Source organism: Pseudofrankia coriaricola (assembly GCF_001854805.1).
In the GTDB taxonomy this organism is placed as follows: domain Bacteria; phylum Actinomycetota; class Actinomycetes; order Frankiales; family Frankiaceae; genus Pseudofrankia.
Genome location: NZ_MBLO01000213.1, coordinates 14,218 through 27,954, shown reverse-complemented (window position 1 = coordinate 27,954; position 13,737 = coordinate 14,218). Strand labels below are relative to the sequence as shown.

Sequence of the window (13,737 nt, the reverse complement as noted above, 5' to 3'; positions counted from 1 at the left end):
CCGACAGGCAGGGCGCGCGTCCAGCGCCGCACGCCTCAGCAGGTGCGGGCGACGGGGATGGTGGCGGCGGTGGCCAGGGAGGTGACGCGGTCGGCGGTGGCGAGATCGAGGTTGCCGCCTGAGAGGACCACCGCGGTCGGGCCCTGCGCGAGGTCCGGGTGGCGCAGCAGTGCGGCGACGCCGGCGGCGCCGGCTGGCTCGACGACGTGCCCGCCCGTGCGGCGCAGCAGCACCATCGCCTCCCAGAACGCGTCCTCGTCGACGGTCACGACGTCGTCGAGCAGGGACGCGGCGAGCGCGAGCGTGAGCCGGCCGGGAGTGCGCACCGCCATCCCGTCGGCGACGGTGTCGGCGGCGACCGACAGCAGCCGGCCGGCGTGGAACGAGTCGGCGAACGCGGGCGCGCTCCGCGCCTGCACGCCGATGACCCTGGTGTCCGCGTCGCGGGCTGCCAGCGCCGCCGCTATCCCGGTCCCGAGCCCGCCGCCGCCGATGCCGACGATGACGGTGCGCAGACCGGGTACCTGCTCCAGGAGCTCCAGCCCGACCGTGCCCTGGCCGGCGATCACGGCCGGATCGTCGAAGGGGTGGACCATCAGCCGGCCGCCGTCGGCGGCGAACGCCTCGGCGGCGGCGAGCGCCGCCTCGACACCGCCGTCCACGTGCTCCACGCGGGCGCCCCAGCGGCGAGTCCTGGCCACCTTGACCGGGTTCGCGCCGCTTGGGACGAAGATCGTCGACTCGACGTCGAACTGAGCCGCCGCGTACGCGACACCTTGGGCGTGGTTGCCGGCGCTGGCCGCGACCAGGCCGCGGGCCCGCCGCGCCGGGTCGGCCTGCGCCACCCGGTTGTAGGCGCCGCGCAGCTTGAACGACCGGGTGTGCTGCTCGTTCTCGCACTTCAGCCAGATCGGCGCGCCCGCGCGCAGGCCGAGTCCCGGGTGCCGGACGACCCTGGTGAGCCGGGAGACGCCGGCGAGAGTGGCGGCGGCCCGCTCGACGTCGACCGTCCGGAGCAGGGCCGCGGCGTCGACGACCTCGGCGTCATCGTCTGGCTGGCTTGTAGTTCCCTCTACGTCGTCGGCTTGGTCGATGGGCGACGCCTGGGCCGGGGTTCCTGCCGGATCCGGGGTTCCTGCTCGATCGGCGAAGCCGATCGGGGAGGTCTGGGAGCTTGCGGAGCCCGGGGTTCCTGCTCGATCGGCGGAGCCGATCGAGCAGGTCTGCTGGGAGGTCCGGGATGCCCTGGTCGCGCCCGGTTTGCTGGCGGCGTCGGAGGCGCGCGGCGACGGCGTTGTCGCTGCTGGCTTGGTCATCGGGGCTGCTCCTGGTGGCTGGGCGGCCACCTGTGCGCCGTGGCCGCGGCAAACAAAAAAGCCCCCCGCAGACGCGGAAGGCTGGGCGCGCGGCCTGATCGTCGTGACGATCTTAGTCGCGCGCCCACGTAATGGCCATGAGGTGCTGCTGCACCTCTCCAGCCTGCTCCGCCACCCCTACCCCCGTCAAACCGACTACTCATCGTCGCATAACGGCTACTATAACCGTTTACAGTAGCGGCAAGTTCGACCCGTGGTCCCGTGCCGGGGTGGTCATGGTGAGCGAGTCGCGCGACCTGGCCACATCCGGTGACGGCGCCTTCAGCGCAGTACCAACCCAGCCACATGGTCCGCCGGGTCCAGCCCGGCCACCGCCAGCTACGTGGCGGTCGGGCTGTGGGGTGGTCGTGGTGAGCGAGTCGCGCGACTTGGCCACATCCGGTGACGGCGCCTTCAGCGCAGTACCAACCCAGCCACATGGTCCGCCGGGTCCAGGCGAACCACCCCCATATACCTGGACCCGGAACCAACGCGGGGAGGGCGCTCAGCGCCCGACAGAGTGATGGCGCGTCCAGCGCCCCATCACTCCCATTCGATGGTGCCCGGGGGCTTGGAGGTGATGTCGTAGACGACGCGGTTGACCTGGGGGACCTCGTTGACGATGCGGTTGCTGATGCGCTCCAGGACGTTCGCCGGCAGCCGCGCCCAGTCCGCCGTCATCGCGTCCTCGCTGGTCACCGCGCGCAGCACGACGGGATGGCCGTACGTGCGCTCGTCGCCCTGGACGCCGACCGTGCGCACGTCGGCCAGCAGGACGGCGAACACCTGCCAGATCTCGCGTTCGAGCCCCGCGCGGCGGATCTCGTCGCGGACGATCTGGTCGGCGGCGCGCACGATGTCCAGCCGCTCCTGGGTGACCTCGCCGATGATCCGCACGGCGAGCCCCGGGCCGGGGAACGGCTGGCGCCAGACGATCTCCTCGGGCAGGCCGAGCTCCTCGCCGAGCCGGCGCACCTCGTCCTTGAACAGCATCCGCAATGGTTCGACCAGGCCGAACTGGAGGTCCTCCGGCAGGCCGCCAACGTTGTGATGCGACTTGATCTTCGCGGCGTCCGGGGAACCGGACTCGATCACGTCCGGGTACAGGGTGCCCTGGACGAGGTACTCGATGCGGCTGCCGGCGGCCTCCGCGCGGGCCTCCAGTTCGCGGGCGGCCTCCTCGAAGACTCGGATGAACTCGCGCCCGATGATCTTGCGCTTCTGCTCCGGGTCGGTGACCCCGGCCAGCGCCGCGGCGAAGCGGTCGGCGGCCTTGATGTGCACCAGCTCGACGCCGGTGGACGCGACGAAGTCGCGCTCGACCTGCTCGGCCTCGCCGGCCCGCAGCAGGCCGTGGTCGACGAAGACGCAGGTGAGGGCGTCGCCGACGGCCCGCTGCACGAGCGCGCCCGCGACCGCGGAGTCCACGCCGCCGGACAGCGCGCAGATCAGCTTCGCGTCGCCGACCTGGGCGCGAACCGCGGCGACCGCCTCGTCGACGATGTTGACCATCGTCCACGCCGGGCGGGCACCCGCGCCGTGCAGCAGGAAGCGCCGCAGCACATCCATGCCGTGCTCGGTATGCAGCACCTCGGGGTGGAACTGCACGCCGAACAGCCCGCGCCGGACGTCCTCGAACGCGGCGACCGGAGTCGACCGTGTCGCCGCGGTGAGCTCGAAACCGGCGGGCGCCGCGGTGACGGCGTCGCCATGTGACATCCAGACCTGCTGCTGGACCGGCAGGCCGTCGAAAAGCACCCCGGGGCTGGTGACGGCCAGCTCCGTGGCGCCGTACTCGGCGGTCCCGGTGCGCTCGACGGTGCCGCCGAGGGCCTGCGCCATCACCTGGTGGCCGTAGCAGATGCCCAGCACGGGGATGCCGGTGTCGAACAGCGCCGGGTCCACCCGCGGCGCACCGGGGGAGTACACGGACTTGGGGCCGCCGGAGAGGATCACGGCTGCCGGGCGGCGGGCCAGCAGGTCCGCCACCGGCGTGTTCCACGGCACGATCTCGGAGTACACGTGGCACTCCCGCACTCGGCGGGCGATCAGCTGCGCGTACTGGGCGCCGAAGTCGATGACCAGGGCGGTGTCGTAGCCGGTTCGGCCGGCGGGGCCTCCTGGCACGGGTCCTGCCGGTTGGCCTGAAGGCGGCGACTGGCCTGAAGGCGGCGACTGACCTGAAGGCGGCGATGTCGGCCTGTGGGGAGCGCTCACCTGCCAAGTCTACGGAGACGCGCCCATGGCGGGGCCGCGCTGGCGTGCCGCCGAGATGCTCGAGGGCCGGCCGCGGCCGCGGCGAAGAGCCGGGCCGAATTTTCGGGATTGACAAATCCCGACAATCTGTATCTGACTTGGAACGTTCGGCGACCACATAGGGGGATTGATGGAGGGGAAGTTCCTGTGGCGCCCAGATCGCCCCGTACCGTTACCGACATGCGCCACGGTCGGCGACCAGGGTCGCTTCGTGGGTGACCTGTGGGTAAGCGAGCGGTGACGCGTGCGACATCGTCCTCGGATCTCGGGGGTGTCCGGCGCGTCTCCGGGCCTCATGAGGCGCGCATCAGGGGCACAACTCGTGGCTTCCTAGTACATGGCGTAAGGTAGCCGCCTTTCACGCACTAACGCGGTACCGCTATGGTGCCGACCGAGGGACATCCGGTCCGATACCGAACCATCCTGGGAGTGCCCTGTTCCGGGAGGCCGGCGGAGAGGTTGCGAAGTACGTGCGCAGACAACCGATGGCCAGCAGCACGGGCATCGCCGCGGACTCGATGCCGATGCCGGCACCGGGATCCCCCGTCGTGGACGACGGGGGCCACGGCGAGCGGCCCGCCGCGGCCCGCCCCCCCGACGACGGTAACGGGACGCGTGCGCGCGGTGGCGTCCTGACCAGCCCGACGAGTTGGCGGGTCCGCACCAAGCTGATCGCGATCCTCGCGATCCCGGTCGTTGCGATCATCGTGAACGCGCTGATCGACGCGAGCTCGGTGCTCACCAGCACCCGTGACATCAACCGGGTGTCCAGCCTGGTCACCATCAACCAGGCGGCCGTCAAGCTGACCTACGAGCTCGAGCGCGAGCGCACCTTCACGGTCGACTATGTCGCGCTGCAGCTCAGCCCGCGCAAGTCGACGACGGCTAGTCTCGAATCGATCAAGACCATTCGTGGGACCGTCGACAGCGACTTCAAGGCATACCAGGATGTGGCCGAGGGCAAGCGCGGGACTTTCGGTGACCAGGTAAACGAGGCGCTCGACGCCGTCGCCCTGCACATGGACGACCTGAAGACCAAGCGCGACGTGCTGATCAAGATGACCGAGCCGGTCTCCGTGATGCAGGCCTACGACGCCATCATCGAGCCGCTCCTCGACCTGGTCGCCGTCATCCCGCAGGGCAACGACGACCGTGAGCTCGACAGCTCGGTCGAGGCGACCTCCCACCTCGTGCTTGCCACCGACCTGCTGGCCCAGCAGCAGTCGCAGATCGAGATCTACCTCGCGTCGCAGCAGCCGTTCAGCAGCGACGACTTCCGCGCGGCGCTGACTCTCGACTCCCAGCGCAGCACCGAGCTGGACCAGTTCGCCAAGATCGCAACGCCCGAGCAGCTGGCGCTGTACGCGACGACGGTCAACCAGCGCACCAACCGCGACGTCGTCAAGACCCAGCAGTACACCGCCCTGGTGCTGAACGCCCTGCCGGACAGGCCCCTCACCGGCGATCAGGGAACGCTGACCGGCGTCAATGGCATCGACCCGACGAAATGGCTGCAGAACACCCGCGCCACCATCGAGCTGAACTACGACGTCGTGGACAAGCTGCTCAGCCAGATCGACAAGCGGGTCGACAGCCTACGTGGCGACATCCAGCGACGGGCGCTCCTGTCCGCGCTGTTCACCGTCCTGATCCTGGCGGCTGCCCTCGTCATCACCCTGGTCGTGGCGCAGTCGCTGATCCGCCCGCTGTTCGCGCTGCGGACCGCGGCGCTCGACATCGCCGAGCGGCGTCTGCCGGAGGCCGTCCGCCGGATCCGAGATTCGTCCGAACAGGTGATCGACGACGAGATCGAAACCGTCGGTATCGATACCGACGAGGAGATCGGCGAAGTCGCCCGGGCGTTCGACCAGGTCCATCACGAGGCGGTCAAGCTCGCGTCCGAGCAGGCGGTGCTGAGGAACAACGTCAACGCGATGTTCGTCAACCTCTCCCGGCGAAGCCAGGGCCTCGTCGAGCGGCAGCTCCGGCTGATCGACGACCTGGAGAACCGCGAGCAGGACCCGGACCAGCTGTCCAACCTGTTCAAGCTGGACCACCTCGCGACCCGTATGCGCCGGAACAACGAGTCGCTCCTGGTCCTCGCCGGCACCGACACCGCCCGCCGCTGGACCCACCCCGTCCCGCTCAACGAGGTGGTCCTCGCGGCCATCTCCGAGGTCGAGCAGTACACCCGGGTCAAGCAGACCACCGCCGCGTCGGTGTCGATCGCCGGTAACGGTGTCAGCGACGTCGTCCACCTCATCGCCGAGCTGCTGGAGAACGCCACGGCGTACTCCCCGCCGGCGACGGACGTCGTCGTCACCAGCCACTCCCTCGGCCCCGGCGCCGGCGCGATGATCGAGATCGTCGACCAGGGCATCGGCATGCCGGCCAAGGACCTGGAGCGGATCAACGAGCGGCTGGCGAACCCGCCGGTCGTGGACGTCTCCGTGTCCCGGACGATGGGCCTGTTCGCCGTCGGCCGGCTGGCCAGCCGGCACGGCATCCGCGTCCAGCTGCGCGAGTCGCCGACCCGCGGCATCACCGCCGTCATCCGGCTGCCAGCCAAGCTGGTCACCGGCGACGGCGCCGGCGGCACCAGCCCCGCGGGGGCAGCCCGACCGGCGGCGATCGGCCGGCCCGGCGGCGAGGCTCCGGCCCGGCCGGTCCAGGCCTTCGGCGCCTTCGGCCCCGGGCAGGGCGGCCGGCCGGAGCTTGGCAGCGGTCCCATCCCGGGCGCGCTGACCGGCCCGTCGCGCCAGCCGTCCTTCAGCGGGCCACAGCAGTACGGCCCCCCGTCCGGCGCCGAGGGTGGACGTGGCGGTCCTCGGCAGCGTCCGGACGACCTGCTGGAGGAGATGACCGACCAGAACCAGAACCGGTTCGGGCCGCCGAGCGGCCCCCTACCGGCCCTGACCTCCCGGCAGACCCCCCAGCCTGGCCCCGCCGACCATCCAGGTCCGGGAACAACTCAGGACGCCGGACGGTTCGGGCCGCCGCCACTGGCGATCGGCCCGGCTGGCGGTCAGCGCGAGGGCACACCGCCGGCCCCGATGACCGGCCCGCTGCCGACTCGGGAGACGGTCAGCCGTTATACCGAGCAGGACACGCAGCGGCTCGGCCCAAGCCCGTTCAGCGGCGGGCAGCCAGTCGCCAGGTCCGGCCAGCAGCCGGGCCCCGACGGGCCCGCCTACGCCGAGCCGGCCGGCGGGCCGAGGACCGGCCAGCCGGACACCCGCGGCCCGCGTGACGACTGGAGCGGCGATTTCCAGCGTCCGGACGGGCCGGAGCCCCTGGACCAGACCGGCCCGATGCCCCGCCAGGGCGGCTACGCGCCGAACGGCGCGGGTAGCTACCGGGCACCGGGGCAGCCCGGCCAGAACTACGCCGAGCCGCCGAACTACGCGGACACGCGTAACTACGCGGGCCAGCCGGACTACTCGGGCCCGCAGGAGAACGTGTTCGCCAGGCCCGCCCACCGGCCTGAGCCGGCGCCGGTGGACGTGCCCCAGCCAAGCTGGGACGAGCAGCCGGCGACGGGCGGCTACCCGCGGCCGCAAGCCGACGACACCGGCGAGATCTACCTCGGTGACGGCGAGGACCTGGACACCACGCCGATCTTCGACTCCGTCTCTGCCTGGTTCCAGCGCCGCTCGCCCAGCGACGAGCCCCGTGCCGCCGCCGCGCCGGACCCGGTTGTCGCCGCCGCGCCGGACCCGGTTGTCGAGGTCACGCCGCCGGCCGCGTTCACCGCGCCGCGGGCCTCGGCCGGCATGCGCATCATGGGCAGCGGCGCGGGTGGCAGCACCGCGGAGCACCCGGTCCAACGGCAGGAGGCGGCGCCAGCCGCCATGCCGGTCCGGCCGGCCGCGGCCGTCCGGACACCGGCGCCCGGGCCCGGTCCGGACGCCGGGTACCGCCAGCCCGCCGCATATGGCGACAACGTCTCGAACGGTTCCGCGACTGGCCCTCGGCCCGTCCAGGCGCCCGTTGAGCCGCTGCCGAAGCGCGGCGGCGGCGCGGACAACGGCTGGGAGTCGGCCGGCGATGCCGGCTGGCGGGCAGCCGAGGCGTTGCGCGAGCCCGGTGGGCAGGACTCGTCCACGACCAGGGCCGGACTTCCGGTGCGGGTGCCGATGAGCAACCTGGTCCCCGGCACCGCCGAGCCAGCCAGTAATCGCAAGCCCCAGCAGCCGCGGCCAGCCGACGCGACAACCAGGTCCCCTGAGGCGGTTGGTGGGCGTCTCGCCAGCTTCTACCAGGGTGTTCGGCAGGGACGGGACATGGGTGCCGAGACAAGAAGCGCCCGCCGTGACGGGCAGGAGGAACGGTGAGACCGGTGAGCGCAGCGGCGCAGAACCTGAACTGGCTGATCAACAATTTCGTCGACCGGGTTCCGGGTGTCGCGCACACGGTCGTCGTGTCGGCCGACGGTCTGCTGCTCGCGGTGTCGGACGGGTTCCCACGCGACCGGGCTGACCAGCTCGCGGCCGTGTCCTCCGGGCTCGTCAGCCTGACGCAGGGTGCGGCCCGGGTCTTCGAGGCCGGCTTGGTGACCCAGACGGTCGTCGAGATGGAGCACGGGTTCCTGTTCATCATGGCGATCAGTGACGGGGCGAGCATGGCGGTGCTGGCAGCGCCGTCGTGCGACATCGGCCTCGTGGGCTACGAGATGGCACTGCTCGTGCACCGGGCGAAGGACGTCCTTACGCCGCAGCTGCGCCAGGAGCTGCAAGGGACGCTTCCTCGATGAGCGCGGGTACCACCCCAGATCACTCCGGGCCTAGGGGGAAGTCAACGTGAGCGACATGGGGGGCCCGCCCGGGCCTGTCGTCCGGCCGTACGCCATGACCGGCGGGCGGACCCGGTCGCGTTACGAGCTCGCCATCGAAGCGCTCGTCATCACCACCCAGTACGGCGAGGAACGCGCGATCGGCCTCAGCATTGAGCAGCAGTCCATCGCCGCCATGTGCCGTCAGGTCCGGTCTGTGGCGGAGATCGCCGCCGGCCTGCGGGTGCCCCTCGGTGTCGCGAGGGTGCTGGTCGGCGACATGGCGGACGAGGGCTTCGTCCGCGTACACCAGCAGCCGGACCGCGACGAGGCACCGGATCTCGCGTTGCTCGAAAGGGTTCTCAGTGGCCTACGAAAGCTCTGACAACAGAAGGGTCAACTCCTCGGTCGCGACCACCTCGGTCAAGATCGTGGTTGCCGGCGGTTTCGGCGCAGGGAAGACCACTTTCGTGGGCTCTGTATCGGAAATCGTCCCGCTTCGCACCGAAGCCGTCATGACCGAGGCCGGTGCGCACGTCGACGACCTGACTCACCTGGTCGACAAGACGACGACCACGGTGGCGATGGACTTCGGCCGGGTGTCGCTCGACGAGGACCTGATCCTCTACCTGTTCGGGACGCCGGGACAGTACCGGTTCTGGTTCATGTGGGACGACATCGTCCGCGGTGCGATCGGCGCGATCGTGCTCACGGACACCCGCCGGCTCGCGGACTGCTTCGCCGCCGTCGACTACTTCGAGCAGCGCCAGCTGCCGTTCGTCATCGGTCTGAACTGCTTCGACGGGGTGCTGCGGCACTCGATCGAGGACGTGCGGGAGGCGCTGCAGATCGGCCCGTCGGTGCCGATCATCACTTGCGACGCGCGCAACCGCGACTCGACGAAGAGCGCGCTGATCGCGGTGGTCGAGCACACGATGTCCCGGGCCGCCCTGCGCGCCTAGCGCCTGGGGCGACGCGGCCGGAAGGATGAAGGGGAGGGCATCGTGCCCTCCCCTTCATTGTTGGTAGGCGCGGGGTGTCCGGCGTCACCGTGCGAAGTCGTCGCGCGCGGACCGCGACAGCCAGCCCGTCAGCGTCACGAGAAAGCCGTCCCCGGCGAACTTCGCCGGGGACGGCTTTCTCGTGCGGGGGGGGGGCGGCTTAGGCGTCCTGGTTGAGCTGCCTGAGGGTGCCGGTGTTCGGGATGTTCCCGTCGCCGGAGTTGTTGACCTGCTCCAGGTCGAACGTGAACGTGTCCGCGTGCCAACGCCACTGCCCGCCGTTCAGCGGAATCGTCGCGACGTTCTGCGGCAGGTCCTTGCGGGCGCCGAACTTCACGTCGCCGACGATGGTGCGGGCCGTGAGGGTCTTCAGGACGTCCGCGATCGCCTTCCGGTCGTCGAGCGAGTTCACCTTGGCCAGGGCCTGCGCCGCGACGTCGAACAGCGCGAGCGAAGTGCCGAGCTGCTGCGACCCGCTCGGACCACTCGCTTTCTGGTACTGGTCGGCGAGCTGTGCCGACGTCCAGTTGGTCAGGAAGCTGCGGGTCTGGCGCTTGTTCGACCAGAACATCTCCGTGGTCAGCCCGTCGGCCACGGTGCCACCAAGGACCTTCAGATCGCTCTCGAACAGCAGCCCCTTGGACAGGGTGATGATCCGCGGGAAGAACTTCTGGTTGATGGCGTCCCGCTGGAACTGGATGTAATCCGCGGCGCGCGCGATGCCGGTGACGATCTGGACGTTCTGCTCCTGGAACTGGGCAATGATGTCGACGAAGGACTTCGTGCCCGGCGTGTACAGGAGGTAGTCCGAGAATCCGACCGGGGTCCCGGCGCTGGCCAGCTCGAGGTTCGTGGCCGCGAGACCCTGGCGGAACCGCAGCTTCGGGTTCGCGAAGGTCCGGCCGTCGGTGTCATCCGGCCACAGCGCGCCGACCGTGTGGTTGTTCGGAACCTCGGCGGTCTGCCCCCACATCGAGGAGTAGGCGTTGAAGTACTCCGCGAGACCGGGGAAGAAGTGGTAGGTCCAGTTGGAGGTCTTGAGGTTTCCGCTGGGATCGACATACCGCGATTCCCAGGGCGCCATGGTGGAGATGCATGGGACGCTGTTGACCTCGCACTGGTCGGCGACCGGGTTGACGGTGTCCGACGTCGAGCCCACCAGGACGATGTCCACCTGGTCGTCGGAGATCAGCTGGCTCGCCGCCTTGGCCGCTCGGGCGAAGGTCGACTGGCTGTCCCGGATGTAGATCTCGACCGGATGGGTGGTGCTGCCGACCGACAGTCCGCCGTTGTTCGCGAAGAAGTCCTTCAGAACGTCGGTCACGAAGAGGTCGGCGTCAGCGAAGCTGCTGAGCGCACCGGACTGTGGCGTCACGAGGCCGATGCGCACGGGCCGGATCTTCGAGCTCGTCGATGATCCGGAGCCGCTGCACGCCGCGAGCAGGCCACCGGCTGGCGCGGCGAGGGCGGCGGTGCCCGCGAGCCGCAGCAGCGCGCGCCGGTCGACGAACCGGAAACCCTGGCCGCTTGCCGCGGCGGGCTCCTCCCGGCCAGTGGCGGCGGGTGCGGCGAGGCCGTGATCGGTGTCGGCCGCCGTCGTGGGGGACGAAGCAAGCTGAGGACGGGCTGCGGCGTCGTTGCCACCGGCCGCTTGGAAGATCGGCCGCTTCTTGCCCGTCGAACGGTCAGACCTGCGCATGGCCTCTGATCCTGCCGCACCCCGGTCCAAACTCGTCAACTGGGTCCATTTCGGTGCAGCTATCGCGGGCTACGCTCGAACGAGCAGATCCGCTGCGTGGTGCGGAGTGAACGTGTCGCAGCCACGTCTGACGTATCGCACAGGGGTGGTGACCCTGGACACCTTTTAGTTGAGAGCGCAGGACATGTTGCCACCCTTGGTGACGTACACGGTGGCCTGCGCTCGGCCGCCGACGGGCCAGACGGCGATGCTGTTACCCACCTGCCCTTGGAGCGGGCCGCTGGTGAATGCCACGGCGGCGATGACATTGGAGGCGTCATCGAACGTCGGTGTGGCGATCGTGTAGTCGCCCTGCTGCCCGTTCCACTGGTATTTCCCATTCGTGGTCGGGACGACCAGGACGCCGGCGTGAGCGCCTGGCGCGGGCCCGGCGGCGGCTGACGGCCCCGCGGCGGCCGGGGTCGTGCCCGTCGACGCGGCCGTGCTGGCGGAGGGGGCGGCCGGAGCGGCACCCGCTACGCAGCTGTAGGTGCCGTCGGCCAGCGCCTTGCCGACCCTCGCGTCCGGGTTGGTTCCGGCGGGCGAGAGCGTGGCGCTTGCCGCGGTGTCACTCGCGCCCGAACGGCCGCCGCCCCCGCGTCCCATGACCAATACGTAGATCCCCAACGACACCAGCGCCACGATGACCGCGACCGCGAGCGGACCGAGCCAGCCGTGCCGGAACCACGCCAGTCGATCGTCCGCCGCGGCGTCACCATCCGCGGCGGGCCCCCGCCGCGATGTCGGCGGGCGCTCGTCTTCGGCCTCGCCCAGCTCCAACGCGTCCTCGATGCCGTCGGCGGCGAAGCGACGCCCAGAACCGCCCGGTCGACCTTTCGAGTCCGCCGTGCCGCTCTGGGAGCGCCCCCGGCTCGCCAGCCGCGCGCCATCACCGGAACCAACGGCTTCCTGGGCGCCTCTGCCCTCAGGGCCGGTGAGTGGATCCAGGCCCGCCGCGGGGCCGCTGAGCCGCGACCGCGGCCCGTCCTCGTGCTGCCCGCCCCGGGCGCCACCTGGGTCAGCACCGGGCTTTGGGCCGCGGGGCTCCCCGGTGAGACCGGCCGCGGGGCCTCGGTCGGCGAGCGGCTCGTCGGACCCGCCGGCGTCGCGCGTCCTGCGGGCGGCCTTCGGGCCGGTTCTGGGGCCGGGCCTCGACCCGGTCGCTGTGCCGCTCTGGTCCTGGCCACCGCGCGCCCGCCGGCCCCCCGAGCGCTCGGGAGCATCGGCCAGCGCCTCGGGCGTGACCGCCTGCAGGCTCATGGAGTCGGTGATCGGGTTCGGCGTCCGGCGCCGGTCCGCCGGCACGCTGCGCGTCGCGCCGCGGCGGGGCAGACTGCCGGCCGTTCTGGACAGGATCGACGTCGTCTCGACCGGCGCGAGCCGCCGCGACGCCGTCGCCCGCTCGCCCGTCGGCGTCGACGGACTGCCCCCGCCGCCTCGAGCCTCCCGCGGGACCGCTGAGGCGCCTGCCGAGGATCCGTCGGCCCGCGGCGCCAGCGGTGTGGGCTGCCGCCCCGTCCCGGCCCGCTCGGGCGCCGGGAACCCCGTCGGCTCCGCCGCTCCCCGGGGGCCTGTCACTCCCTCACGGCGGCGGGCTCGCCGTCGTCCGCTGCCTGACTGGGCCTCGTCCCGCGCGGCCGGCGCGATCTCGCCGCCCGTCCGTCCCCGCGGCGCCGGGGCGGCCGCTCCCGGCGGCAGCCCCCGCTCCGCCGGCCCGGCGCCAGGACGAAGCGTTCCAGCGCTCTGGGCCCCGCTGAGTCCGTCGATCCGCCGGCCGGGCGGCGGTCCGCCGGGAGCCGGACCGCCAGGGACGGGGCCACCGGCTACTGGGCCGCCAGGGATTTGGCTGCCGGGCAGCGGACCGCCGGCGGCCGGGCGGCTGGGCATCGGGCCGCTCGGCGCGCCGGTGGCATGGGAAGGGCGCCGGGGCAGGCCGGCGAGGTCGCCGGTGCCCAAGGGGTCGCGTGGGTCGATGATGGGCCTGCCCGCCGGCGTGCTGGCGGCGCGTGCGTGTGGCACCGGTGCCCGCGTACCGGTCCGATCGGTGACCGGCGGGGCTGGCGAGCGCCAGCCTGTGCCTGGCGGGCCTTCGGAGCCTCGCCCGGTTGGGTCCGGCGGTGTCCCGGTGAACGGCGCTGCCCACCCGGTGCCACTCACGGGCGCGGATGCCCCGGAGGAAGTGGGGTCCGCCCCTGGTGCCCTCCAGGGGGACGACGGTGGTGCCCCGGCGGCACGGTCGCCCGGGCCGCCGCCGTAAGGCGAGCGGCCCTCCTCAGGACCGCCGTGGGTGCGCGGACCGCCGGGCGCGCCGACCGGCATACCCGCTCCAGGGAAGCCTGGCGCGCCGGGAGCGGGCGTCCCGGTCGTCGGCCGAGGAAGCCCCCGCGCCGGGGTGAAGAAGATGTTCGGCGGGCGTTCGTCGCCCGCCGCGCCCGGTGGCCGGGAACCAAGGCCGGCGCCCGCTGGGGACGCGGGAGCCGTGGACACGGGGGACACCCGCGCCCGCGGAGCGCCCGCCCCTGCCGGACCGCTGACAGCGACCACGCCCGTGGCCGGGGTTCCCGGAACGGGCGCTCCGGCGGCCCGCGGTCCGGGCTCCCAGGGCGAGGCGCTCCC

Annotated in this window: 8 protein-coding genes; 4 read left to right on the top strand and 4 right to left on the bottom strand. The window is 71.9% G+C overall.

The annotated features are described in order from the left end of the window. Positions 1-35 precede the first annotated feature (35 nt). Both BCD48_RS24300 and guaA read right to left on the bottom strand, forming a co-directional pair. Positions 36-1,316 (bottom strand): threonine ammonia-lyase, encoded by a 1,281-nt coding sequence (locus tag BCD48_RS24300; RefSeq protein ID WP_083419122.1) that lies wholly within the window; start codon positions 1,314-1,316, stop codon positions 36-38. 582 nt (positions 1,317-1,898) lie between these two features. Continuing rightward, on the bottom strand, positions 1,899-3,482 hold the full coding sequence (guaA, locus tag BCD48_RS24295; RefSeq protein WP_071050688.1) for a glutamine-hydrolyzing GMP synthase: 1,584 nt from the start codon (positions 3,480-3,482) through the stop codon (positions 1,899-1,901). Between the two features lie 614 nt (positions 3,483-4,096). On the opposite strand from guaA, the gene BCD48_RS24290 reads away from it, so the two are divergent. The 4 genes from BCD48_RS24290 to BCD48_RS24275 are packed head-to-tail and all read left to right on the top strand — an operon-like array spanning position 4,097 to position 9,344. After that, a complete protein-coding gene (locus BCD48_RS24290) occupies positions 4,097-7,945 on the top strand; it encodes a nitrate- and nitrite sensing domain-containing protein (protein ID WP_071050687.1) in 3,849 nt (1,282 codons plus the stop codon). Then, complete coding sequence (locus BCD48_RS24285) at positions 7,942-8,364, top strand: roadblock/LC7 domain-containing protein (RefSeq protein WP_071050686.1); 423 nt, start codon at positions 7,942-7,944, stop codon at positions 8,362-8,364. The genes BCD48_RS24290 and BCD48_RS24285 overlap by 4 nt, the downstream gene beginning before the upstream one ends. A gap of 55 nt (positions 8,365-8,419) precedes the next feature. Beyond that, positions 8,420-8,767, top strand: a complete 348-nt coding sequence (locus tag BCD48_RS24280) for a DUF742 domain-containing protein (protein ID WP_035925779.1) — start codon at positions 8,420-8,422, stop codon at positions 8,765-8,767. Next, entirely contained in the window at positions 8,748-9,344 is a 597-nt protein-coding gene (locus BCD48_RS24275; protein WP_007518658.1) for a GTP-binding protein, read from the top strand. The genes BCD48_RS24280 and BCD48_RS24275 overlap by 20 nt, the downstream gene beginning before the upstream one ends. A gap of 199 nt (positions 9,345-9,543) precedes the next feature. Here BCD48_RS24275 and BCD48_RS24270 read toward each other — a convergent pair whose 3' ends face one another. Together BCD48_RS24270 and BCD48_RS51530 are read right to left on the bottom strand one after the other, a co-directional pair. Next, entirely contained in the window at positions 9,544-11,082 is a 1,539-nt protein-coding gene (locus BCD48_RS24270) for an ABC transporter substrate-binding protein (protein WP_071050685.1), read from the bottom strand. A gap of 165 nt (positions 11,083-11,247) precedes the next feature. After that, positions 11,248-12,699, bottom strand: coding sequence for a hypothetical protein (locus BCD48_RS51530; protein ID WP_071050684.1), 1,452 nt, complete (start codon positions 12,697-12,699; stop codon positions 11,248-11,250). Positions 12,700-13,737 lie beyond the last annotated feature (1,038 nt).

Coding starts and splice junctions, on each gene's coding strand:
- BCD48_RS24300 (WP_083419122.1), bottom strand. CDS start 1,316: ATGACCAAGCCAGCAGCGACAACGCCGTCGCCGCGCGCCTCCGACGCC.
- BCD48_RS24290 (WP_071050687.1), top strand. CDS start 4,097: ATGGCCAGCAGCACGGGCATCGCCGCGGACTCGATGCCGATGCCGGCA.
- BCD48_RS24280 (WP_035925779.1), top strand. CDS start 8,420: ATGGGGGGCCCGCCCGGGCCTGTCGTCCGGCCGTACGCCATGACCGGC.
- BCD48_RS24270 (WP_071050685.1), bottom strand. CDS start 11,082: ATGCGCAGGTCTGACCGTTCGACGGGCAAGAAGCGGCCGATCTTCCAA.